Genomic DNA, 23,425 nt, shown 5'->3' with positions numbered 1-23,425 from the left:
ACGCTCGTGGTCCGCGAGGAACTGTTCGTCACCGCCGCCCGGGTCTCCGGAGTACGCCCTTGGCGGATCATGAGCGGCCATGTACTGCGCCGGGTGCTCGGCCCGATCCTGGCCCAGGCGTCGGTGTTCGCGGGAGTCGGCCTCGGCTTCCAGGCCGCGCTCGCCTTCCTCGGCGTCATGTCGGCGGGGGAAAGGCCGAGTTGGGGCGAGATGATCAGCCAGGCCTCCACCGTCGTCACCTCCGACGGCTGGCTGCTCGTCCCGCCCGGGGTGACGATCGCCCTCACCGTGCTGGCGTTCGGGGTGCTCGGCGACGCCATCCGCGAGCAGACGGCGGGTGAACACAGGCCGGCTGCACCGCGCGGACGCCGGGCGGGACGTGCCCGCAGGACGAACGCGCCACCGAGGGCGCTGGCACTCTCCGGCGATCCGGATGAGGACCTGCTCCACGTACGGGGACTCACCGTGACGGCGAGGACGTCCGCCCAGGACATCACGCTGGTCAGCGACGTGACGTTCGGCATCGGCGCCGGAGAGACGGTCGCCGTCGTCGGCGAATCCGGCTGCGGCAAGAGCATGACCGCCCTCGCGGTGCTGGGCTTGCTGCCGGACGGTGTCGAGGTCACCGGCGGCGAGGTCGTCCATCGCGGAACGGACCTCGTGGCCGGCGGCCCCAAGACCTACCGTGCCGTACGCGGCTCCGGCATCGCGTACATCGCCCAGGACGCCCTCGGCAGCCTCGACCCCACGCACACGATCGGCAGCCACCTCAAGGAGGTCGTCCGCCGCCACGAACGCCTCTCCGGACCCGCGACGCGCGCACGAGCCGCCGAACTGCTCCATCAGGTCAAGCTGCGCGACGTCGACCGGGTGCTCGCCTCCTACCCGCACGAGATCTCCGGCGGCATGGCGCAGCGCGTCAACATCGCCCTCGCCCTCGCCGGCCGCCCGAAACTCGTGATCGCCGACGAGCCCACGACCGCGCTGGATGTCACCGTGCAGGCGGAGATCCTCGCCCTGCTGCGCGAGTTGCAGCAGAGCACCGGCATGGCGATCCTGCTGATCACCCATGACTGGGGCGTCGTCGCGGACATCGCCGACCGGGCGGTGGTCATGTACGCCGGTGAGGTCGTCGAACAGGCCCCTACGCAGCGTCTGTTCGACACGCCCCGCTTCCCGTACACCGCGGCACTGCTGGCCGCCGATCCGAGCACCGCGCGGGAGGGGGCACGACTGCCCACGCTGCCCGGCCGGGTGCCGCCCCCCGGGGCCTGGCCCACCGGATGCCGCTTCGCCGGCCGGTGCGTCCACGCGCGCGAGGAGTGCACCGGCGGGCCCGTCCCTCTCCGGCCCGTCGGCGAGGAGACGACCGCCCGCTGCGTCCGCACCGAGGAACTCGTCAGTGAAGGAGCACTACCGCGATGACCGAACAGCAGTCTCCCGTACTGGATGTCCGCAACGTCAGTGTGGGATTCAGACGCCGACGCCGTGAACCGCTGTTCCAGGCACTCGACGACGTCAGCCTGACCGTCCCACGCGGTACGACCATGGGACTGGTGGGAGAGTCGGGATCGGGCAAGTCCACGCTCGCCAAGGCGGTACTGGGCCTCGTACCCACCCAGTCCGGCAGCGTGCGTCTGCTCGGCCAGGACACGACACACCTCGGACCCGCGGCGAGAAGGAAACTCGGCGGCTCCCTGCAAGCCGTCTTCCAGGACCCGAACAGCTCCCTCAACCCCTCCTACACCGTGGGCCGCAGCCTGGCGGAACCGATGCTGGCCCAGGGCATCCGCTCGCGGGAGACCATCGCGCGCCGGACGACAAGGATGCTCGAGGACGTCGGACTGGACCCGGCCGCCGCCGCCAAGTACCCGCGCGACTTCTCCGGGGGCCAGCGCCAGCGCATCTCCATCGCCCGTGCCCTGATGACCGACCCCCAACTGGTCATCTGCGACGAGTCGGTCAGCGCGCTGGACCTGTCGGTCAAGGCCCAGATCCTCAACCTCCTGGCGGACCTCCAGGACGGGCACGGGGTCGGGTACCTGTTCATCTCGCACGACATGTCCGTCGTACGGCACATCTGCCACGACGTCACCGTCCTGTACCGGGGACAGGTCATGGAGGCCGGGCCCACCCGCCTGGTGACCCCCGAGCCCGCCCACCCGTACACCCGCGCGCTGCTGCTCGCCGCCCCGGTGGCCGACCCGGCGGCGCAACGCAAACGCCGCGCCGCCGCCACTGCCGGTGACCTCCCGAGCGGCGACACACAGCAGGGGAGCGGATGCGCGTTCGCCGCCCGCTGCCCGTTCGCCCAGGAACGCTGCAGGCAGAGCCGACCGGAGGCCCGCACGACGGCCGACGGCCGGATCGTGGCCTGCCATCGCTACCCCGAATGGCGAAGCGAGATCACGACTGACACCTCGCGGTGAACCGACAGTGCATGGTGAACCGGCCCCTTGCGGTGAACCGGCACCTTGCGGTGGGCCGGCGGTGCGTGGTGGGGCGGCGGTGCGTGGTGGGGCGTCTCGCGGTGGGCCCGGCGGCGCGTGGTGGTCCGGCCGCTCGCGGTGGGCCGACAGCGTGTGGTGAACCGGCACTTCGCTCTGGGTCGACAGCGCGTGGTGATCCGGCACTTCGCGGTGGGCCGACAGCGCGTGTGAACCCGCATCTCGCTGTGAACCCGTAGCTCGCTGTCAACGCGTACCTCGCTGTGAACCCGTACCTCGCCGTGAACCCGCACCTCCGCTGTGAACTCGCACCTTGCCGTTAACGACGCCTCGCAGTGATCCGTGCCGGCGACGCGACGCCGGTGAGATCGTCTCCGCCCGTTTCGAACCGACTCAGCCCGAGGACCTGTATGAGCCTGCTTCGCCTTGCCGCCCGCACCAACCGTCTCCGTGCCGCGCTGATCACCCTGTGCGTCGCCGCCGCAGGCACGATCACCGGCCTCGCGCCGGGATCGGCCTCGGCCTCGGCCGCGAGCGGAGACCTGCCGCCGATGCCGGGAACCGTGCCGGTCGCCGGCGCGGCGATCACCGGAGAGCAGTGGGTCACCCAGCGCACCGTGTCGTTGACCATCGCGACACCGTCGTTCACCACACCGGCCAAGGTCGAGGTCACGCTGCCGACCGGCTACGCCGCCGCCCCGACCCGCCGATGGCCGGTGACGTACTTCCTGGCCGGGACCAACGGCGACCAGACGATGTTCCGCACCACGGCGGACGGCGAGAGCCTCACCGCCTCCTACCCGTCAATCGTCGTCTCCCCGAGCGCGAACCCGCTCGAGGGTGTCGTCAACACCGGCGGCACCATCCCTGGCGGCAACTCCGGGTACTGGAGCGACTGGTACAACAACGGCGCGGGTGGCCCGCCGATGTACGAGACGTTCGTAACCAAGCAGCTCATCCCACTGATCGAAGCGAACTTCCGCACTGTTCCCGATCGCGCCCACCGCGCGGTCATGGGTGCCTCGATGGGCGGCTACGGCGCCCTCATGCTCACCGCGAGGCACCCGGATCTGTTCGCCGCGACCTCGAGCCTCTCCGGAGCGGCCGACAGCAACTGGATTCCCGGAGCCGCCGTCCTCTCGCTCAGCCCCGCTCTGGACCTCGCTGCGCCGGACTCGATCTACGGGCCCCGCGTGACCAACGAGGTCCGCTGGCGCGGGCACAACCCGACCGACCTGGCCGGGAACCTGGGGAGCGTGGACGTACAGCTCTACACCGGAAACGGGGTCCCGGGAGCCGTCGAGGTGGGTGATCCCGCCGCTTGGACCGCCTGTGTGCTGGAGTCCGGCATCGTCAACCCGGAGACGTACAGCCTGCACAACCGGCTCGTCTCGCTCGGTGTCCCGCACACGTTCACGTCGTACAACTGGGGTTGTCACACTCCTGCCATGTTCAAGCAGGAGATCACCGAAAGCCTCGGTCGGTTCACCAACCGGTTCTCCCAGGACACTTCGAATCCGGCGAGCTTCGACTACCGGTCCATCGAGCCGGAGTTCGGCGTGTTCGGCTGGTCGGTCACGGCTGACCCGAACCGTGCGTCGGAGTTCCTGGACCTGCGTGACGTGAGTGCGGACGGGTTCACCGTCACGGGCAGTGGAACGACGCGCGTCATGACGCCGCCCCTGTTCGACGGCGCCAGTGCCGTCACAGTCATGATCAACGGCGTGCCCAGCATCGTCGTACCGGATGCCGAGGGTCGTCTGACCGTCCTCGTCGATCTCGGCCCGGCCGACCAGGACCAGCAATACTCGCTGGGCAGCGTCACTGACGTGCGCACCAGCGTGGTCAGGTTCGTCGGCTGATCCTGCTGACCGCTCGGTCAGTCGCCCTTGGGCGCGTCCGCCTCGGTTGCGGGCTCGGGCAGCGGTTCGGTGTTGCGGCTGCGAGCCGCTGAGCAGGACCAGGTCGTCGGTGGTGACATCGGGGCGCAGGAGGCCGGCGTCCATGCAGCGGATGCGCAGCTCGTCGATGAACGTGTAGCAGCGCTGGGCGCACGAGGGGGTGGGGCCGCCCCTGCTGGTGTAGCTCTCGACGACGGCGCGGTTGTCTGCCTGCGTGGTGAGCATCTGCTCGAAGAACCCGGTCAGCGCCTGCCAGGGGTCCTCGGTCGCGATGGCCTGCTGGTGGGCGGCGGCGAGCCAGGAGTCGAACTGCTGCTCGAGGACGGTGAGGCGCAGGTCCTCCTTGGTCGGGAAGTGGCGGTAGAGCGTACCCATGCCGACACCGCTGCGACGGGCGATCTCGCGGACGTCGACGGTGCCGCCGTACTCGGCGAAGGCGACGCCGGCCGCCTCGACGAAGGCGCCGCCACCACGTTCCGCTCTCCCACCGCCTGGCGGTCTGTTGCCCAGTCAGGAACCGCCAGAGTGCTGGGAACACGGCTACCAGGAGCTTCGTCGTTGCTCGCAACCGTTCAATTCGCGATCAGCACCGCCAGACTGGAAGGGCTCCGTCATCGAGCCAGTAACCTAGCGCGTCTCACCTCCGCGAAAGGTCCGGTTGATCTAAGTCGGCGAGGCAGGAAACGATCGACGTACTGCTGAGTACGCTTCCACATCCACCAGCATCTCGTCGACAGCGCGAACAGTAGCCATTCGAAGGGCATTTGCGCTCTATTTCCGAGAATTAGGCTGCGCATTTCGCCATTCATGCACGGGTAGGCTTCGTCGATCTCCCGTAGCAGCTTGCAGGGGCTTCGGTGGTTCAGGCCGCGCAAGGACGACTCAAGTGTGTGAAAGTAGTTCACGAGACTCTTTGTGCGGCGGAAGTGATCAGCAATCAGGTCGACCTCTGTCCGCCCGTCTGCCTCCAACTCGGACAAGACTCTCTGCAGAGCAAGCAAGCTTTCAAAGCGCACTACCGAGTGAGACTGGGTGACCGAGTTCGACCGCTGGCGATATGTCGACAAAACCCGTGGCAGAAAGGCGACACTCCGAGCATGCAGGAGGGCGCGATAGCCAAATTCTAGGTCTTCACCGACTGAGCGACCTGGTGTGAATGTGAGCTGCTTCTCCACCAGATAGCACCGCCGATACGCGGCGCTGGCCGTCCACAATCGCAGAGACCTGTCCACCGTTCTCCGAAACAATGCTTCTACGCCAGACATCTCCGTTGGAATCACAGGGTGTACGTCGAAGTAGCGTCGGAGAACCTCGCCGGTAGCCGCGACCGTGTCCCATCCCCAGCAGATGATATCCGGTGAACGGTCAGCAACTGCGACCTGAATTTCAGCGAGCAGATCCCCAGATACGCTGTCATCACTGTCGAGGAACAAGACATACGCACCCCTTGCGGCCAAGAGGCCGGTGTTACGCGCAACGCTAACACCCGCATGATCCTGTCGAATGATCCGTGCGTTCGCCAGAGGCAACTTCTGTTGAAGTACCAGGAATATCCCAGCGGTGCCATCAGTGGAACCGTCATCCACGAAAACCAGTTCAGCGTCCGAACCAAGTAGCGATGCGATGCCTCGAAGTCCCTCGACCAAGTGTGCGCTTGCGTTGAACGCCGGCATCACGATCGAGAGAATCATACGACGTCTCGCAGATTGGAACGCGTAATTGAGTCAATGACCGTTCTTGATGAACAGTTGACCAGTTTGACTCCACGGTGATCGCAGAAGTCGGCCACGAAACGGAATGCAACGAGGACCTCGAGAAATGATTCAGCACACCGCTCCATGTCCCGTTTCAGGTATTGATCCCGAAGCCAACGGTCGACCTCAGTGGAGACCTCGTAGGCGTAACTCGTAGCGACGCTCTCCTCAAGCGCGGTTTGAACATTCGCAACGATGTTTGTCGTGTCGCAACCCAGAAGATAGATTTCCTTGAAACCCAGATATACTGCGATTACGATCGCATGCTGAATTACAGAACTGAATCTCGGGATCACGCGTGTCAAGTCTGCTGAGACGTGGTAGTAGTCCGAGAAGTAGTACGGGTTGCAGAAGTACCGGACATCGTGCGCACGGCCAGCGGCAAAACTTTCCAGCCGCCCCATCTCGGAGCTTGGGGCAAAGGTGGTGGGCAGTTGAGCGCCAGCCTCTGCACCACCACAGGTGATGCTCACCAACCTGTCGGTCATTGCCCGATCGCTAGGTCGCTCGGAGTCCATCGAGAAGAAGCGTCGGTCTGAGATCACATGGTAGTGAGGCGACGGAGCGCCGACCTCGGAGGCGAGGAGGTTGTTCACGGTGAACACCCTTTCTCCAGCCACCAGCGACAGATCCTCACTGAGAAGCGATGGGCCGTTGCCGAGGATGAAGCAGCGCTCGCCTCGATGCCTGCCACGGAGTTCCTCGTTGGGCGCAATCGCCTGGCGCTCTGAAGAATTCTGTGCAAGGTACCGGGCGGCTCGCGTGTGCCACATGGCTGAGCGTACTGGTTGAAGCACGTTTGAATAAGTCTTCATCGGAGCACGACTCCGTCGTCCTGGAATCCCGTGCAGTGGAGTTGGTACACGGCTCGCCACACACGATGAAACTCGTCGGCGGTATCCGTGGTGTGAATCGCGTGTCGACCAATCCCGCACAGCGCGCGGACGTCTTCCTTCACTTCGAGAACCCGTTCGAACTCGGACTCGACAACTATCACCTGCGCTCGGTCTGATTCACGCCAGACCCAGTTCGACTTGTCCCTGGAGAAGCGGAATCCGTCATCGAGGGACCCCACAAATTCCTCGCCTGCGTATACTTTGACGACTAATTTTCGTAGGGTCGAGTAGTGCATCGAAGGCAACAGCAGTTGGCCCTTGACGTGGAGGACTTGCGTGATGAGATCGTCAGCGCCAGAAACTCTGTATCCACCGAACGTCGCCGGCCAGAGGATGAGGGCGTGCAATCCACTGGGATGGTGCGATATCTCAGGTTGCTCGGAGATATGACTCGCCCCCATTGCTCATGTAGAGAAACTCTGCCAAGTCGAAGTCGACTGGCGTGTCGATGTCCACGCCTTCGATCTCATCAAGGACGTGGATCATCGGCGACGACCCGAGGACGTTCCGCCGCTCCATCATGGTGTCCCGGTGCAGCACGTTGACCGCAAAGTTCAATGCTTTGATGTCGGGAAGATCCTGCGATCGAGGCTGGTTGTTGGGGTCATAGTTCAGCGGAAGTCCGTCGAGCAAGAGAAATTCGCGAATGGGCGACGCCGTGTTTATCGAATCGTGATGGGCGTCGAGTCGAAGAAAGGACTCGACTATAGCTTCGATGGTGGCATCACGAACCAGCGGGCTGGTGCAGTTCGCATAAACTACCACATCGGTATTGATCTCTTCAGCCATGTATCGATAAACATCGCTCATCGGGGCGGCGCTCGATGCCAGATGTGCCGGACGACGCAGAGCTGTGCAGCCGTAACTTGTTGCGATCTCCAAGATTGTGTTGTCGTCCGAGCTCACCGCAATCTCGTCAAGAGGGCCCAGCCGAACCAACTGTGCGAGCTTGATTTCGAGGAGCGAGCTGCCGGCAAACGCCCGAGTGTTCTTCCCCACCACACGTTCAGACCCTCCCCGCGCGGCAACTAGGGCCGCAATCTTCACGTCGATCCACTCTCGACGAAGGTAGCTGCCTCAGCGGCATTGATCGCCCACTTCACCATCCGGTGAATCCCCTCGGCAACCTCCACGCGGGGAATCCACCCAAGGTGGTTGGCGATGCGCTCGAACGAACAGTAGATCCCCTGCTGATCTCCGGGGGTGCTTCCGTTCACCTCGACCTGAACATCAAACGGTAGTGACGACGAAATCAATGTAAGCAGTTGTTCGACGGTGGTGCCGACACCAGTGGAAACGTTGTAGACCCGAAACGTCGAAGGTTCCACTGCTGCCCCTGCTGCAACAAAGGCTTCGACGGTGTCGTCGATGTAGACGAGGTCTCTGACCCGACTTCTGCTCCCCTTGACGATGATGCGCCTGGAGGAGAGCGCTTGCCCAAGAAAGATACTGGCCATCCCTTGGTTCAGGTTGGACAGATCTTGGCCAGGGCCGTAGGTGTTGTTGAGGCGCAGGGCAGTGCATCCGACCCCCTGCTTGGAGTGGAGGCGGAGGTACGACTCGCTCGCAACCTTCCCGACTGCGTAGAACGTCTTGGGGTCAAGACGATCGTCCTCGGCCACCGGGAGTCTGCCTGGGTCCCCATAGACCGCCATTGAACTTGCGTAGACGAAAGCAGGGCACCCCGTGCGCTTCGCGTAGTCGAGCAACAGCAGAGTGGACTGGACATTGGCTTGGAGATCGTAGACGGGATCATCGAAGCTGGGAGCACCCCCACTCTGACCTGCAAGATGGTATATGGCGTCGAACCGCTGATCTCCGAGAGCATCGAGTGTCTCGCGAACTCGAAGATCGGCAATGATGGCGGTGCAGGCCGTGGGGATGTTGTCAACATGGCCGGTGCTCAGGTTGTCAATCGTCGTGACTTCGTGACCATCAGTCAGGAAGCGGCGGGCCAACGCGCTCCCGATGAAGCCGGCAGCACCGGTGATCAGTAACTTGCCCATTAATCCTCCGCTCATTAACGGGTCTGTCTGCTCCACCGTCACGCCCGGGCCGCGGTTCCTTGCGACCCGCACGACGTCCAGGCGGAAACTCTTCCGGCTTGAGCACAGCGACATCCTTCCCACCCATCCCACATGGCAAGCCAGTTCAGATGTCGCCAGATCGTGCAGCAGACCCCAAGAAGGTGCGCGGGCGCCCCCACCGCATCCGGGCTTGTTGGATTTCCACAATCGCCGGGGTGACCGTCACTGTGCCCATCGTCTCCGTGCGTCAGTCGACTCAGGGATCAGTGTCGGTCGCCATCATCATGCGATCGAGCCGCTCTTTGCTCGAGCCGTCAATGGTCGGGCGTCTCGCCTGCCAAGTGCTGACAGTCCGTCAGGGAAGTCAGCATTGGGTCAGCATCAGTCCTGCCAAAGCTGCCCACTGATGCCCACACTTGAGAAACGCGGGCTGCCTCGGGTGCCCTCCGGGTGGCGGCATCCGACCCATCACGCTGCCCGAGGTCACCGTTGCGGACGAGCGGTTCGGCGACCTCGCACTCCTGGGGTCAGCGACCCGACTTCTCGCAGGTCAGCGCACCCTTCCCCGTGGTTTCAGTGGCGTCGCCGGCAGCTCCGGCGCCTGCAGCGGGGCCCCGTCGTAGCCCTTCACCTCGCCGAAGCGGGCCCCCTTCGCCCAGTCGTCGCGGGCCTGCACGATCTCGTCCTGAGAGCGGCCGATGAAGTTCCACCACATATCGAACTTCGCCCCTGTTTCCACAGGTCAGCGACCTTGTAGACGGTCATCGGTCAGCAAACCGTCAGCATCAGTCGCGAGGAGTTGGTGGGCCGTGGCCCGGGATTCATTGGCTCGTGGGATGGGGTCGTTCTTCAAGGAGTGCGGGCATGCGCGGTCGAGGTGGTCGAAGTGCCCTCACCCGTACATGATCCGCTACCGGTCGACGACCGGTAGTCAGGCGGAGGAGTCTGGATTCGAGACCCAGGACAAGGCCATCGAGCGCTTGGTGGAGATCTACAACGAGAAAAAGGCAAGCCAACAGCCTCATTCCAAGGCGGAGCGCATCCGGAAGTATGGAGCGATGCCGTTCCAGGAGTACGTGGAGGAGTGGAAGGCCGGGCAGCGGCACTTGGCCGTCGCCTCGGTAGGACACCTCGACTCGCTCCTCAAGCACCACCTTTATCCGGCACTCGGCAGTCGGCGGATGAACTCCTTCGACCATAAGGTGGTTGACGGCTTCATCCGCTCCATGGAGCGCAAGGGGGCTGGCCTGGCCACCCAGTCCAACGCCTTCGACAAGCTGCGAGCGGTCCTCCTTGACGCGCATCGGCTCGGCATCTTCCCCGACAACCCCGTGGCCGGCGTCAAGCCACCGCAGTACAACCCCGCACAAGCAGTGATTCCGTCCCCGGAACAGTTGCGGGGGATACGGGTCGCAGGTGATGACGCGTTCACCTTGATCGTCGATCTGATGAGCGGCTGCGGCCTGAGGAACGGCGAGGCCGCGGCCGTCAACCTCAAGTGCATCGTGGCTGACGACGTTTATCGGGTTTCCGAGCAGACCATCATGTCCACCCGCCAGTACGGTCCGCTCAAGCACCGGAAACCGGGAGAATACCGCGACGTTCCTCTGCCAGCTCGGGTCCGGGAGACGATCGAGTGGTATGCCCAGAAATATGGGACCACCGATGGCTACCTGCTGCGTCAGCCCACCGATGTCAGCAAGCCGTACCCACATCACGGCATGGACAATCAGTGGCGGCGGATCAAGGCCGCAGGCGTGGTGGACATTCCAGAAGGGATGGTCCTTTATGGGAACCGCCATTTCTTCGCTTCGAACTGCCTGAGCAGCGGAATTCCGATCACGGACGTTGCTGAGTGGATGGGCCACAAGAGCCTCGACGTCACCTTCAAGGTGTATCGCCACCTCATGCCCGGCTCGATCAGCTCGGCGGCCAAAGTCCTCAACCTCAACCTTGCGGCTTGAGTGAAGGTCTGCAGACGACGGGAAGCAGCACGGCCGGCTGGCTTGTGCTGCGCCGGCCAGCAGCAGCCCTCGTGCGACGTGTCGTCCAGATGGCTGGTCCTGCGGATCTAACAGGTTGATCGACGGCCCTGCGTGGTGGGCCGGACGGATCATCGATCTGCCCTTGGCGTGAGCTGGCACCTACGCGGCGAGGTGCAGATTGAGAACACTGGCGGCCGAGCTGATCGAGCCGGGCATGAGGTGCCGATAGATCTTGAAGGTGATGTCGATGTTTTTGTGTCCCATCCACTCGGCCACGTCGGTAATCGGTACGCCCTGGGTGAGGCAGTTGGACGCGAAGAAGTGTCGGAAACCGTAGATCACCATCCCTTGCGGGATGTCGACTCGTCCCTTCTCCTTGATGCGCCGCCACTGGTTGCTGAGGCAGTAGTACGGGAACGTTCGAGACGGGTCGCTCGGGTGGCGCAGCAGATAGCCGTCGACGGTGCCGTGCTTGTCCGCGTACCACTCGATGGTTTTTTTGACCCGGTCTGGCAGGGGAACATCGCGGTAGTCGTTCGGCCTGCGGTGCTTGAGGGGGGCGTACTGGCCGGTCGTTTGGTTGACCTGCTCTGTGATTCGGTAGACATCCTCGGCCACGATGTTGCGAAGGTTGACCGCGGCCGCCTCGCCGTTGCGCAAGCCGCAGCCACTCATGAGGCTGACGATCAATGTGAAGGCGTCATCGCCTGCTGTGCGGATCAGGCGCAGCTGCTCTGCTGTGGGTATGACTGCGCGCTCGGGGTTGTATCGCGGTGCCTTGACGCCGGTGAGGGGGCTCTCGTCGAACAGGCCCAGTCGTTGGGCGTCGAGCAGGACTGCCTTGAGTCTGTCGAAAGCGTTGGACTGTGTGGCCAAGCCGACGCCGTTCTGTTCAAGGGTCTGGAGGAAGTCCTCGACGACCTTGTGGTCGAAGGTGTCCATCCGTCGGCTGCCCAGCGCGGGGAAAAGATGATGCTGCAGCAGGGAGTCCAGGTGGCGCGCTGAGGCTGGCCCCAGGTCTCGCTGGGCTGCCTTCCACTCGGTGGCGTACTCCGTGAAACGCATTGCCCCGTAGGCGGCGATCCGCTCCGCTTTGGGCCGGCCTTGCGGACCGGTCTCCCTTTTCGCGTTGTAGATTTTCGTCAAACGTCCGATGGCTTTTTCCTGAGTTGCAAATCCTGACTCCTGCACTTGCTTCCCAGCTGCCGACCGGTACCGGATCTTGTAGAGGTGAGGGCACTTCGACCATCGCGACTGTGGATGCTCGCATGTTTTGAAAAACGAACCCATCCCACGGACCAAGTAACGAGACATGAAATAGAATATCCGATCGCAAAATTGAGACAAGAACTAAATGCATCGACTGGTTTGTGTAAGTCGATTTTGCAACCTGCTATAGGGTGCGCTGTTGCTTGACCCAAGCTTCAACTTCTGACAATTTGAATCGAATCTTGGCGTTGTTGCCTATCCCGAATCTGTATGGAGAAAGTCCTGATAGGGACGCGTTCTTGTATATCCATGAAACGGACACGTGTAGATATTCTGCCGTCTCGCGTACGCTCATGAACTCTGATTTCATGGCGCCTGCAGGGGGCTGGGGCGCATTCTCGATTACCTTTCGATCTCGTCGGCTGTTAACCGTTGGCCGTTCCATGATCTGGCTGATCACCGGTTTGGCCAACCGGCGAAGTTGCGCTATGTTGCCAGCCGCTCAAGCCCTGAGGATGGTTTTCCTGGCGTGTGGTGGCGTCGTCGCCGTCGAGACGTGAGTCTGGGCTCGCCTGTACCTTTCTCGGCGTGCCAGGTCGTGCCGTTGGGTCGGTGGTTTGGCCAGCACGCCGTTCTCCCGCCCGTTGATCAAAGCCCGTGATCGCAGAAGGAAGGGTCGTAGCAGGTTCTTCGTCTGCTGGTGGTACACGGCTCGCATGGCGTTGACCGGCTCGAATGCGGCGTTTGGAGTGGATTGGCGGGCTCTGGCCCGCGTATGGTCCGGATCAGTCGTCTACCGATGGTGCTGACCTGCGATGATGCGGGGGGATTGTCTTGGCCTCGGCTGATTTGTCTTTCAGGGTCTTTCACGCTCGTGTCCGGTCGCGCAGCCGATTTTCCCCGTGCACTCCCCGGAGCGGCTCGAACTTCCCAGAGGGGAGGTGTTGGTGCCCCCGCGGATGATGAGGTCCGACAGCCGCCCGACGACGTACACGTAACCGTCATAGTCGACTCTGACCAGGTCTTTCGTCAGATACCAGCCGTCGTCCGTGAGCGCTTCGCGTGTCAGCTGCTCGTCCCGCCAGTACCCAAGCATTAGGCCGGGGCCGCTCGAATACGCTCGCCGACTTCGACTGGCGCAACTTCGACTCCCTCGGGGCCGAGGAGCCTGAGACAGGAGCGTGGAACGAGCATCCCGGCGGAGCCCGGCCTGGGAACAGTGCCCGTGGAGGGGTCGTAGGCGACGAGGGGAAGACACTCCGACGCGCAGTACGCGTCGAGCACCGAGACACCGGTCAGGGCCGTCCAGCAGTCGAACACCGCCTCGTTGCGCGGCTCACTCCCCAAGATGCACAGACGGAGCGACTCGAACGCGTGCGTACCCGGGGCCGAGTCCTCCACGTGCTGGACGAGTTTGGCGAACGCGGCCGTGACGCTGGCCTCGAAGGTCGCCCAGTATCGCTCGATCGCCGGAGCGATGAAATCCGGACGTGCCCGCCGTACGACGATGACGGTGCCGCCGCGCAGGAGCACCGCGAGCGACGTGCTCGCGACGCCGTACAGCCACGCCATCGGCAGGCAGATGATCGCCCTGTCGTCCGGGGAGAGGTGCCAGACCTCGCCGTAGGTGTCCGCGCAGTTGAAGATCGCGGTGGTGGACACCATGATCGCCTTTGGTTGGCTGGTCGTGCCCGACGCGAAGCAGATCAGGGACAGCGGTTCCCGCAGTTCTCCGGATTGGGCGAGCGGTCCTGGCGGAGTCCGCCGACGTCGAAGGACACGAAGTCCACGACGGGGTTCCGGGCGCGCCCGCCTCGACGGCTTCGCGATCGACGCCTTCTGAGACGATGATCAGCGAGGGGTCGCTCGTCTCGATGGCGTAACGCATGTCGCCCGAGCCCGATGAGGGGTAGACGGTGACGAGGACGCCACCGGCACGCCATACGGCGAGAGCGGTCATCAGACTCAGCCGAACTCTCGGCGACCAGGGCTCCCCGGTAGCCGGGGCCGAGACTGGCTTCGAGCAACGTGGTCGTCCGGAGTTCGACCCCCGCCTGCAGATCGCGGTAGGTGATCGTCGCGTCGTTGTCGATCACGGCGACGCAGTTGGGGTGCTCGCGAGCGATGCGCTCGAAGGCCGACACGCAGTCGCTTACACACGGTGGTGGGCGAGAACGCCATCCATAGCTCCAGTTCCTTGATCGACGAGGCTTCGCAGGGCCCCCCGAGTGAGTGGTCGGGCCCCAGGTGATGGGCCACAACGTAGGCGGCAAGGCCACCGGACGTAATTACAAATCCTCACTGGCTCCGGCGCTCCGGCCCGTAGAAACTCTGGTGGGGTCAGGCCTGCAGTCTCGCGGTGGCCACGCATTGTGGAGTTTCTGATGGACTGCTCCGATCCTCTGGGATGTTCCAATGCGGTCCGGAGGTCGGCGGAGAGATAGTTCCGAAGGATGTTTCAGTCAACCGACTACATGCCGAACCAACGGACCGATGGCAGGGAGATCGCAACGTGAAACTTGACCAGGCGGATGTGGTCGTGGTCGGCGCCGGCATCGTCGGCGTGTCGACAGCGTACTTCCTTGCCACGAAGGGGCATGACGTCGTCCTCTTGGAGCAGCGGGAAATCGCGTATGGTGCTTCGGGCCGGAACATGGGATTTCTCCACATGCACAACCGGAACGGAGATTTCTCTCTGGCGCTGTCCCGGGCCGGCCGTGCTCTCTACGACGACTTCTCACAATTGCTCGGCCCCTCGTTCGAGTACCGCGCGAACGGCGCGATGACGTATTTCTTCACCGACGGCCAGCGCCAGGTCTACAAGGAATTCGTGGAGGACCGCAACAAGCACGGCTTCGCCATGGAGCTGTTGGACGGACCGACGGCCCGTGAGGCGGCGCCGATCCTCCCCCCCACCGTCATCGGCGCCACGTTCTGTCCTGAGGACGGCCAGATCCGCACCCCGAAGTTCGTCCGTTCCCTGGCCCAGGAATGCCGTCGCCTCGGCGTGCGCATCCACGAGCACACACCTGTGCTCGGCCTGATGCGCGAGGGAGCGAAGGTCACGGGCGTCAGGGCTGTCGGCGGAGACGTGTACGCGGACCGAGTGGTCTGGGGTACGGGGGTTTGGTCAAAGATGCTCGAAGCGGAGGGCATCCACGTGCCGATCAAGCCCGAGCGGCTCGGCGCGGTGCTGTTCGCTCCGGTCGAGGAGCGCCTCGACAAGATCCTCAACGGTCCCCTGGCCGCCAAGCAGTACGGGCACATTCGGAGTCTCCCGAGCTATCGCGACGAGTACTTCACAGCGCCCTACGAGAATTCGAGCCTTGGGATCGAGCATCTGGAGTGTGTCGCCAAGACGGAGGACGGCAACCTGTTCGTCGGGTGTCCGATGGACTACCCCGAGCAGTTGGACGACCGCATGCCGCTAGGCGGACTGAAGATGACCATCGACGCCGTTCTGGAAACCTTCCCGCACTACCGGGGACTCGGCGTCGAGGGTGTCTGGACGGGTCTCCTGCCAGCCACCGCCGATTCACTGCCGATCGTGGACGAGGTCGACGAAGCACCGGGCCTGGTCCTCGCCACCGGACACGTGTACGGGAACCTGGCCGGGCCGATCACCGGACAGCTCGTGGCCGAGCTGATTTCCGGAGAGGAACTCAGCCTGCCGATCGATGAAATGGCGTTGGACCGCCCGGCACTTCGCGAGAACTCCGACGGCGTAATCCGCTGGTGACCTCGACGAAGACGGAGAACTTACCGACGTGGGCGGAAAGCGTCCCGTTGCCCCCATCAGCTTCTGAGGAGCATGAATTGACCACCAACACTCTCGGCGGGGCGCACACCTCGGATTCCGTTCGGTACCTCGACGAGATCGAGCTCGGGCAGACTTGGGTGACGCCCGGGCGGACGGTCACCGAGACCGATGTCGTCATGTTCGGCACCTGGTCGGGCGACATGCATCCCCTCCACATGAATGAGGAGTTCGCGAAGCAGACCCAGTTCGGTGGTCGGCTCTTTCACGGCCCCGGAGTCCTGGCCATGGCGTTCGGCCTGGAGATGGGCCTGGGGTGGAAGAACCCGTCGGCGATCGCCTTCCTCGGAATCCGGGACTGGAATCTGCTCGCGCCGGTACGCATCGGGGACACCATCAATCTGAGCGAGGAGATCGTCGAGATCCGGCCCTCCGCGAGCAAGCCCGATCGCGGCATCGTGACCACACACGTCCGGGTCCTGAACCAGGACGGGGAGGTGTGCCAGGAGGGCAGGTGGGTCGTGTTGCTGTCCCGCCGCCCCGACCGGTCGGAGTGAGGTGCCGTCACCCCACGACTGCCCGAGGGCAGCAAGCGGCTCGCCGTATGTCTGAGGCCGGATTTCGACGCCCAAAGCCTCTGGGCCGGGCACGTTCCGGTCCACGTCGCAGACTCGGCCTGTCATGAGATGAGTTCGGTGCCGTGGTGAGGCTGCGCGTCTGCTGGACGTGTTCCGCCGCTACGGGATCACTGCTACGTGGTGCGTGCCGGCACACACGATCCAGACGTTCCGCTCGGCCGTGGACGCGGTCCTCGAGGACGGCCACGTTATCGGAGCACACGGGGTGTATGACGAGTTCGTCCCCGCACTGGACCGGGAGGAGGGTTCCTGACTCGCCCCCGCCGTCACCCTCAACCGATGGTGGCGCCTGGACGGACAACAGATCCACCCTTCGATCTCCGGGTCCTGATCGACGTCGCGCAGTTGATCAGGGTCTGGTGGCGGCGGATGGCGCGGGCGGAGCAGAGCTGGAAGTCGGCCCAGCCGAGTTCGGCCTTGATCTGTTTGTAGGTCTGCTCGATCCACGGCCGCAGTCCGTAGAGGCGGATGATCTCGGCGAGGTCGGCCTCGAGCAGTGCTAGTGGCTTGTCACGCAGCCTTGGCCGGGTAACTGGTCCAGCTGCGGATTGGTGAGCTCGTGGCGAAGTTGGTCTTTGCGCGGGCCTGCTTGTTGTGGTGGCGGACGTAGCCATGGCGGCGTTCTGCTCGGCGTGGCTGCGGTGGTCCGTGCCGTTGAGCGCGAAGTACCCCAGCGCGGCGAACTCGGACTCGATCCAGTTCAACCAGGACCCGTAAGTAGGCAGGAACACCAGCTCGACCTGGTTGCCCGCGGTCCAGGAACGGACTTCGGCGTGCTTGTGCGGCGAGTAGTTGTCGGCGATCACGTACAGCTTCTCGCCGGGCCAGCGGGCCCGGAGACTCTTGAGGAGCGACAGGAACTCCCGCCACCGTTTGCGCGTGCGGATCCGGTAGAACATCCGGCCGGTGGCCAGGTCCAGGGCTGCGAGCATGTGCATCACCCCGTCGTGGCGGTTGTAGGTAGCGCGCAGCCGGGCCGGTCGGCCTGCCGGCCGCCAGCACTTGCCCTTGCGGGGCATCAGGTTCAGCGGCCCGAACTCATCGACGCAGACCACCCGGCCGTCCGAAGGCGGATGGTCATACAGGTCTAGGACGCGCTGCATCTTGGCGATGAAGTCGGGATCGTTGGACGACTTCCACGTCGTGGTGGTCTGCCAGGACACCTCGGCTTTGCGTAGGATCCGGCGCAGGTGCTCGCGGCTTATCGAGGCGATCACCTTCCGGTCGGCCACGTGGGTAGCCAGGGTTCTCAAGCTCCAGGTCGACATGCCGGTGATGCCCCACTCGGCGGGGGCCGTCCGGGCGATCAGGCAGATTCGCTCGCGCGTGTCCTGGCTGATCGTCGGCGCACGGCCCCCGCTCCATTTTGGGTCCAGGGCCTCAAACCCCCGCTCGTTGAACGCATGGCTCACATCACGCGCGTAGTCATCCGTGACCTGCATCAGCGAGGTGGTGTTCGGGACCGACTGGCCCTGGGCGGACATCATCACCACGATCGCCCGCCGCAGCTTCACCGGATCCCTGGCGGTCCGGGTGATCCGCTGCAGACTGCGCCCTCCTCCCTCGATAACGACCGGACGAACGCCTTAGGTCGACGAGCCACGACCACCTCCAAGAATCAGCTCCAGGAGACAGGCTGCCGACCCGACCGGACCAGATCAATTACCCGCGGGACACAGTGTCGCCCCGGCTCGTCACCGCCAGGACCGCTCGCCGGCCTCGCAGTGGTAGCAACGCGCGATAACGCCGTCGTGGTTGTACCACTCGTGCGCACCGCAATCATCGGTGCCTTTCCCGGCGATCCCGCGATCGACCAGGAACCACGGCAGGCCCCGCCGTAGCCGAGTCCGCCACCGATACCTACCCTTGCGCGTCATGCCGCAAGGCTACGGTCAAGCAACGTGTTTACCCGGCCAACGTTGCGTGGCAAGCCACTAGGTACCAGGTGTCACTGATGGAGTAGGCGCAGTCGGCGACCACCGCCCGGCAGCCGAAACCCGCCTCCTTGCCTCGGGCCGCGAGAGCGGCGGCCAGCTGCGGTTTCGTTCGGAAGGCCGGATCGGACCGGCCACGGGCCAAGTGGTGGGCGGGGGTGAAGGCAGTCGCGTGCAGCGGGTAGTACACGCGGCGGCGTCGGTCCACACCGTGGTCACCGTGACGATGCCGTTGCCGTCTTGCCCAGCCCGCCCAACCACTGCCGGCCCCCATGCCCGGTCGCCGTGCCGTCCTTACGGTCCCCGGAATCGTCGATCACGATAACCCCGCCCTTGTGCGGAGCCGTCGCCGAGTCCTCGCGCAGCAGCTCAAGCCGCGGGTCGTTGATCTGCTCGGCCTCCCACGGCGACTCCGACCGGAGAACTGCCGCCGCTCCCCCCGGCATCCCCACGCCCGTCACCGGCTCCGCCCCTGCCAGGCAGGTGATCGCGCTCCCGCGGCGCCAGCAGTCCCGACAGGTACTCACGAAAAGCCCGCCGCTGGGCCAGGCTGAAGAAGAGGTCGTCGAACCGGGCCGCACGCCGGCGCCACCCGCGCTGTCCTGCATCCGAATCGACCCCGGAGGCGTCTGGCGTACGAAGGGCGCTTGGCGTGGCGCGCAAGCAACTACCGGTAATCAACGGGAAGTTCATCAGGCCGTGCGTGTCGGCGGCAGCCCGGCTCCCGCCCTTGTCGCGTCGGTGCCCCAGCTGGCCAGCAGCCGTAGTGCCTCCGCGGACGGGGAACCGGGTTCGGCGTGGTACGTCAGCAGCATCTGTTCATGGGTGTCGGCCAGGTGGAACGACTCGATGCGGAGATCGAGTTCGCCGACGAGCGGGTGGTGCAGGCGCTGGACGCCGCGGCACTTCTCCGTGACGTCGTGGGTGGCCCACAGCCGCCGGAACTCCTCGCTCTTCACGGAGAGTTCGCCCACCAGCGCGGACAGCCGGGGGTCGTCGGGATGGGAGCCGGCGTCCATGCGCAGCTGAGAGACGACGTCGTTCGCTTTGTGCTCCCAGTCCACGAACAGGTCGCGGTACTCGGGCCGTAGGAACACCAGCCGCGCCCAGTTCTGCTCCTGCGTGGGCAGCTCGGCCCAGTCGCCGAAGACCGCCGCGGCCATCCGGTTCCAGGCGAGGATGTCCGAGCGCCGCCCCACGAGCATCGCCGGGACGCCGTCCATGGCGTCCAGCAGCGTCCGTAGTGGGCCCCGCACCTGCTGGGTGCGGCCGGCCGGCTTCTTCTTCTGCTGCTTTGGCTTCGCCAGGTGCGTGAGGTGGGCGTGCTCGGCGTCGCTCAGCCTGAGCGCGCGGGCGATGGCGTCGAGGACCTCCGCCGACACGTGCCGCCCGTTGCCCTGCTCCAGCCGCGTGTAGTACGCCACGGACACCCCGGCCAGCTGCGCCAGCTCCTCGCGGCGCAGCCCCGGCACCCGCCGGTACCGTCCGAAGCTCCGCAGGCCCACGTCCTCCGGCTTCAGCCGGGCCCGCCGGGTGCGCAGGAACTCGCTGAGCTCGGCACGCGGGTCCAGAGCGCCGTCGGCGGGCTCGTGCGCCGGTTCGGGGTGTTCGTCCATGCCTTCGAGTATCCACGGGCGGACGCACACCAGCCTGCCCCAACCAGTGGTAGGCATCGCGAGCATACGCAAAGCCGTGGCCTGGGTGGCTGCCAGTCCGCTCGGAATGCTGGCCTCAGTGCCCGGCGGAAGGCAGCCGGGCGCGGAACCTCAGCTGGGAGAACCATCGGCATGACCACTGTTGCTGCGTACGCTGCCCCCGCCGCCAAGGCTCCCTTGGAGCGCACCACCATCGAGCGCCGGGCGGTCCGCGAGTTCGATGTACAGATCGACATCAAGTTCGCGGGAATCTGCCACTCGGACATCCACCAGGTCCGGGAGGGCTGGGGCGAGGCGATCTTCCCGATGGTCCCGGGCCATGAGATCGCGGGTGTCGTCTCCGAGGTCGGCCCCGGCGTGACCAAGTACAAGGTCGGCGACCGCGTGGGCGTCGGCTGCCTGGTCGACTCCTGCCGCGAGTGCGACAACTGCAAGGCCGGCCAGGAACAGCATTGTGTACGGGGGGCTGTCCAGACTTACAACGGCATCGGTCGTGACGGAGAGCCCACGTACGGCGGCTACGCCACGCACGTCGTCGTCGACGAGAACTTCGTCGTCCGTATCCCGGAGGGCCTGTCCCTGGACGTCGCCGCGCCGCTGCTGTGCGCGGGCATCACCACGTACGCACCGCTCAAGCAGTGGGGCGCGGGCCCCGGCAAGAAGGTCGCTGTCGTCGGCCTGGGCGGTCTCGGCCACATAGGTGTCAAGATCGCGCACGCGCTCGGCGCGGAGGTCACGGTTCTCTCCCAGTCCCTGCGCAAGAAGGACGACGGCCTGAAGCTGGGCGCCGACCACTATTACGCGACCAGCGACCCGAAGACGTTCGAGGAGCTCGCGGGCACCTTCGACCTGATCGTCTCCACGGTGTCGGCGCCACTGGACTTCGGCGCGTACCTCGGTCTGCTCCGAACGGGCGGTGCCCTGGTGAACGTGGGCGTCCCGGAAGAGCCCGTCGCCTTTCACCCGTTCTCCCTCGTCGGTGGCAACAAGATCCTCGCCGGATCGATGATCGGCGGCATTCGCGAGACGCAGGAGATGCTCGACTTCTGCGCCGAGTACGGCATCGGCTCGGAGATCGAGCTGATCGCCGCCTCCGAGATCAACCAGGCATACGAGAGGGTCGCCGCCAGCGATGTGCGCTACCGGTTCGTGATCGACACGGCAACCATCTGAGACCGGCCGCACGCCTGAGGGCCTCGACGGACGAGGCGGATTCCAGAGGCCGTTGAAGCACAAGCCGCCATTCGTCACCTACCACATCACCAGTATCGGCAGGCCATCGCCTCTGACGGCATGGCGTGCATCAAGAACGGAGTACACCCCCATGACCGCAACAACAGCCAATGAGTCGAGGACGCCCCAGAGCGAAACGGCCGCGGAGGCGGTCGCCCGCCTTCGTGCGACGTTCAACACCGGCGTCACCCGCGGACTGGACTGGCGCGTCAACCAGCTGCAGCGACTGCGGGCACTGCTGGTCGAGAACGAGAAGGAGCTGCTCGAAGCACTGTGGGCGGATCTGAGGAAGAACGCCGCCGAGGCCAAGATGCAGGAGATCGACTTCACCATCAGCGAGATCGACGAGACGCTGGCGAATCTCGAAAGCTGGCTTCAGCCCCGCCCGGTTGAGGTTCCTGCCCTCTTCGGTCCCACGACAACGGCTTACACCACGTACGACCCGCTCGGGGTCGTCCTGGTGATCGCTCCCTGGAATTTCCCGCTGCACCTTCTCATCGACCCGATCATCGGCGCCCTGGCCGCCGGGAACACCGTGGTGGCCAAGCCGAGCGAGATGTCGGTGCACACCTCGGCGGTGGCTTCACGCCTCCTGCGCCAGTACTTCGACGCCGACGTGCTCACCGTCGTGGAGGGGGGCGCCGAGGAGACCACGGCCCTCCTGGAACAGCGTTTCGACCACATTTTCTACACGGGCAACGGCACCGTCGGCCGGATCGTCATGGCTGCGGCAGCCAAGCACCTCACCCCGGTCACGCTTGAGCTCGGGGGCAAGTCGCCGGTCTTCGTGGCGCCCGACGCGGACGTGGACGAGACCGCGAAGCGGCTGGTCGGCGCCAAGTTCGGCAATGCGGGGCAGCAGTGCATAGCCCCGGACTATGTTCTGGCTGATCCTGCCACCGCCGCCGCACTGGTTCCCGCCCTGCGCACGGCGGTCGAAGCCCAGTTCGGCTCCACTCCGCAGGCCTCAGCCGATTTGGGCCGGATCGTCAACGAGCGGCACTTCGACCGGCTCACTCGTCTGCTGGACTCCGGCCGGGCGGCGGTGGGAGGCCAGCATGACCGTGACGACCTGTTCATCGCACCGACCGTGCTCACCGACGTCGACCCGGCATCGCCGGTCATGCGGGAGGAGATCTTCGGTCCGATCCTCGCCGTCGTCGAGGTCGAAGACCTCGATGCCGCTATCGCCTTCATCAACGAACGCGACAAGCCCCTCGCGCTCTACGCCTTCACCACGTCCGAGGTCACCAAGTCGCGCCTGGTGAACGAGACGTCCTCCGGCGGCGTCGCCTGGGGTCAGCCGGCGATGCAACTGCTCATGACCGGCCTGCCTTTCGGAGGCGTCGGCGAGAGCGGCATGGGTCGATACCACGGCCGGTATTCCCTCGAGACGTTCAGCCACCTCAAGGGTGTCGCGGACGTGCCCCTCAACTAGCACTCCAGCATTATTTCGCTGTCTGACCTGGTATTTCGTCGGGCGGCGGAAGTGTGGGTGGACTTCGGTAGTGCGGGGGCGGTCTCACGGAGACCGCCCCCGATCGTTTGACACCGCCGCTGGTTGTGGCAGCGGCGGGGCAGCCTCCGAGGGCGATCACCGAGTCTGCCGCCGAGCCGTGGGATTTCGAACTGTGCGGTCTCTCACTGACCATCGGGCACCGCTTCGGCCGAGTCGAGCTCCGCCGACGTATGCGTGACTACGTACGCGGGTTGCTTGCTCCAGTGGCTCTGAAGAACAGCTGGCAGCTGGCTGAACAGGCTGGCCACCCCATGCCCGAAGGCCTGGCCTGCAGCACCTCCTCGCCGGATCGAAGCTGGAGCCCGATGACATGTGCGACGACCTGTAGGAATACGTCGCAGGCAAGCTCGGCGAGGCCGACGGCGTGCTGATCATCGACGACACCGGGTGCATCAAGAAGGACATCACCTCGGCCGGGGCCCAGCGCCAGTACTCCGGAACCGCCCGGCCAGCCCGAACGACCCTCACGC

At 64.9% G+C, this 23,425-nt stretch carries 19 protein-coding genes and 2 pseudogenes; 9 read left to right on the top strand and 12 right to left on the bottom strand.

The genetic code is table 11. The features are described from left to right. From ABZ855_RS36980 to ABZ855_RS36970, 3 genes are all read left to right on the top strand, one after another. Positions 1 to 1,425, top strand: a 1,425-nt coding sequence (locus tag ABZ855_RS36980) for an oligopeptide/dipeptide ABC transporter ATP-binding protein (protein WP_360814466.1), incomplete at its 5' end; no start/stop codon positions are given. Continuing rightward, positions 1,422 to 2,429 (top strand): ABC transporter ATP-binding protein, encoded by a 1,008-nt coding sequence (locus tag ABZ855_RS36975; RefSeq protein ID WP_360814464.1) that lies wholly within the window; start codon positions 1,422 to 1,424, stop codon positions 2,427 to 2,429. The genes ABZ855_RS36980 and ABZ855_RS36975, both read left to right, overlap by 4 nt. Positions 2,430 to 2,857: 428 nt before the next feature. Beyond that, the gene (locus tag ABZ855_RS36970) at positions 2,858 to 4,309 is read left to right on the top strand and encodes an alpha/beta hydrolase family protein (RefSeq protein ID WP_360814462.1); all 1,452 of its coding nucleotides are present in this window, start codon (positions 2,858 to 2,860) and stop codon (positions 4,307 to 4,309) included. A gap of 650 nt (positions 4,310 to 4,959) precedes the next feature. Here ABZ855_RS36970 and ABZ855_RS36965 read toward each other — a convergent pair. From ABZ855_RS36965 to ABZ855_RS36945, 5 genes and pseudogenes are all read right to left on the bottom strand, one after another. Further along, positions 4,960 to 6,021 (bottom strand): glycosyltransferase family 2 protein, encoded by a 1,062-nt coding sequence (locus tag ABZ855_RS36965; RefSeq protein WP_360814478.1) that lies wholly within the window; start codon positions 6,019 to 6,021, stop codon positions 4,960 to 4,962. A gap of 14 nt (positions 6,022 to 6,035) precedes the next feature. Further along, positions 6,036 to 6,917, bottom strand: a complete 882-nt coding sequence (locus ABZ855_RS36960) for a hypothetical protein (RefSeq protein WP_360814460.1) — start codon at positions 6,915 to 6,917, stop codon at positions 6,036 to 6,038. A 450-nt stretch (positions 6,918 to 7,367) separates the two neighbouring features. Continuing rightward, positions 7,368 to 8,045, bottom strand: coding sequence for an acylneuraminate cytidylyltransferase family protein (locus ABZ855_RS36955; RefSeq protein WP_360814458.1), 678 nt, complete (start codon positions 8,043 to 8,045; stop codon positions 7,368 to 7,370). Then, on the bottom strand, positions 8,042 to 9,046 hold the full coding sequence (locus tag ABZ855_RS36950; RefSeq protein ID WP_360814456.1) for an NAD-dependent epimerase/dehydratase family protein: 1,005 nt from the start codon (positions 9,044 to 9,046) through the stop codon (positions 8,042 to 8,044). The genes ABZ855_RS36955 and ABZ855_RS36950 overlap by 4 nt, the downstream gene beginning before the upstream one ends. Before the next feature lie 529 nt (positions 9,047 to 9,575). Next, a pseudogene (locus ABZ855_RS36945) lies at positions 9,576 to 9,740 on the bottom strand (pirin family protein); the annotation flags it as partial. A 187-nt stretch (positions 9,741 to 9,927) separates the two neighbouring features. Here ABZ855_RS36945 and ABZ855_RS36940 point away from each other — a divergent pair. Then, a complete protein-coding gene (locus tag ABZ855_RS36940; RefSeq protein WP_360814454.1) occupies positions 9,928 to 10,989 on the top strand; it encodes a tyrosine-type recombinase/integrase in 1,062 nt (353 codons plus the stop codon). Positions 10,990 to 11,169: 180 nt separating this feature from the next. On the opposite strand, the gene ABZ855_RS36935 is transcribed toward ABZ855_RS36940, so the two are convergent. The 4 genes and pseudogenes from ABZ855_RS36935 to ABZ855_RS36920 all read right to left on the bottom strand — a co-directional run. Next, entirely contained in the window at positions 11,170 to 12,201 is a 1,032-nt protein-coding gene (locus ABZ855_RS36935; protein ID WP_360814452.1) for a tyrosine-type recombinase/integrase, read from the bottom strand. Positions 12,202 to 12,403: 202 nt separating this feature from the next. Next, complete coding sequence (locus tag ABZ855_RS36930; RefSeq protein ID WP_360814476.1) at positions 12,404 to 12,574, bottom strand: helix-turn-helix domain-containing protein; 171 nt, start codon at positions 12,572 to 12,574, stop codon at positions 12,404 to 12,406. A gap of 740 nt (positions 12,575 to 13,314) precedes the next feature. Further along, entirely contained in the window at positions 13,315 to 13,926 is a 612-nt protein-coding gene (locus ABZ855_RS36925; RefSeq protein ID WP_360814474.1) for an AMP-binding protein, read from the bottom strand. A 61-nt stretch (positions 13,927 to 13,987) separates the two neighbouring features. Continuing rightward, positions 13,988 to 14,188, bottom strand: a pseudogene (locus ABZ855_RS36920) (AMP-binding protein); the annotation flags it as partial. A 570-nt stretch (positions 14,189 to 14,758) separates the two neighbouring features. Between ABZ855_RS36920 and ABZ855_RS36915 the strand changes: the two are divergent. The 3 genes from ABZ855_RS36915 to ABZ855_RS36905 all read left to right on the top strand — a co-directional run bounded on the left by ABZ855_RS36915 (position 14,759) and on the right by ABZ855_RS36905 (position 16,867). Beyond that, the gene (locus ABZ855_RS36915; RefSeq protein ID WP_360814450.1) at positions 14,759 to 15,958 is read left to right on the top strand and encodes an FAD-dependent oxidoreductase; all 1,200 of its coding nucleotides are present in this window, start codon (positions 14,759 to 14,761) and stop codon (positions 15,956 to 15,958) included. A 77-nt stretch (positions 15,959 to 16,035) separates the two neighbouring features. Then, positions 16,036 to 16,533 carry a MaoC/PaaZ C-terminal domain-containing protein gene (locus ABZ855_RS36910; RefSeq protein ID WP_360814448.1) on the top strand — a complete coding sequence of 166 codons (498 nt, stop codon included), beginning with the start codon at positions 16,036 to 16,038 and terminating at the stop codon, positions 16,531 to 16,533. A 160-nt stretch (positions 16,534 to 16,693) separates the two neighbouring features. Next, a complete protein-coding gene (locus ABZ855_RS36905; protein ID WP_360814472.1) occupies positions 16,694 to 16,867 on the top strand; it encodes a polysaccharide deacetylase family protein in 174 nt (57 codons plus the stop codon). A 19-nt stretch (positions 16,868 to 16,886) separates the two neighbouring features. On the opposite strand, the gene ABZ855_RS36900 is transcribed toward ABZ855_RS36905, so the two are convergent. The 3 genes from ABZ855_RS36900 to ABZ855_RS36890 all read right to left on the bottom strand — a co-directional run bounded on the left by ABZ855_RS36900 (position 16,887) and on the right by ABZ855_RS36890 (position 20,164). Beyond that, positions 16,887 to 18,128, bottom strand: coding sequence for an IS630 family transposase (locus ABZ855_RS36900; RefSeq protein WP_360814446.1), 1,242 nt, complete (start codon positions 18,126 to 18,128; stop codon positions 16,887 to 16,889). A 635-nt stretch (positions 18,129 to 18,763) separates the two neighbouring features. Further along, the gene (locus ABZ855_RS36895; RefSeq protein WP_360814444.1) at positions 18,764 to 19,009 is read right to left on the bottom strand and encodes a hypothetical protein; all 246 of its coding nucleotides are present in this window, start codon (positions 19,007 to 19,009) and stop codon (positions 18,764 to 18,766) included. Between the two features lie 231 nt (positions 19,010 to 19,240). Continuing rightward, entirely contained in the window at positions 19,241 to 20,164 is a 924-nt protein-coding gene (locus ABZ855_RS36890) for a helix-turn-helix transcriptional regulator (RefSeq protein WP_360814442.1), read from the bottom strand. Positions 20,165 to 20,335: 171 nt separating this feature from the next. Between ABZ855_RS36890 and ABZ855_RS36885 the strand changes: the two genes are divergently transcribed. Then, positions 20,336 to 21,376, top strand: a complete 1,041-nt coding sequence (locus ABZ855_RS36885; RefSeq protein WP_360814440.1) for an NAD(P)-dependent alcohol dehydrogenase — start codon at positions 20,336 to 20,338, stop codon at positions 21,374 to 21,376. A 151-nt stretch (positions 21,377 to 21,527) separates the two neighbouring features. Beyond that, entirely contained in the window at positions 21,528 to 22,874 is a 1,347-nt protein-coding gene (locus ABZ855_RS36880) for an aldehyde dehydrogenase family protein (protein WP_360814438.1), read from the top strand. The last annotated feature ends 551 nt before the right edge of the window (positions 22,875 to 23,425 follow it).

This window comes from Streptomyces sp. NPDC047042 (assembly GCF_040644035.1).
Lineage (GTDB): Bacteria > Actinomycetota > Actinomycetes > Streptomycetales > Streptomycetaceae > Streptomyces.
The sequence above is the reverse complement of the archived record's forward strand: the minus strand, read 5'-3'. Positions and strand labels throughout refer to the sequence as shown.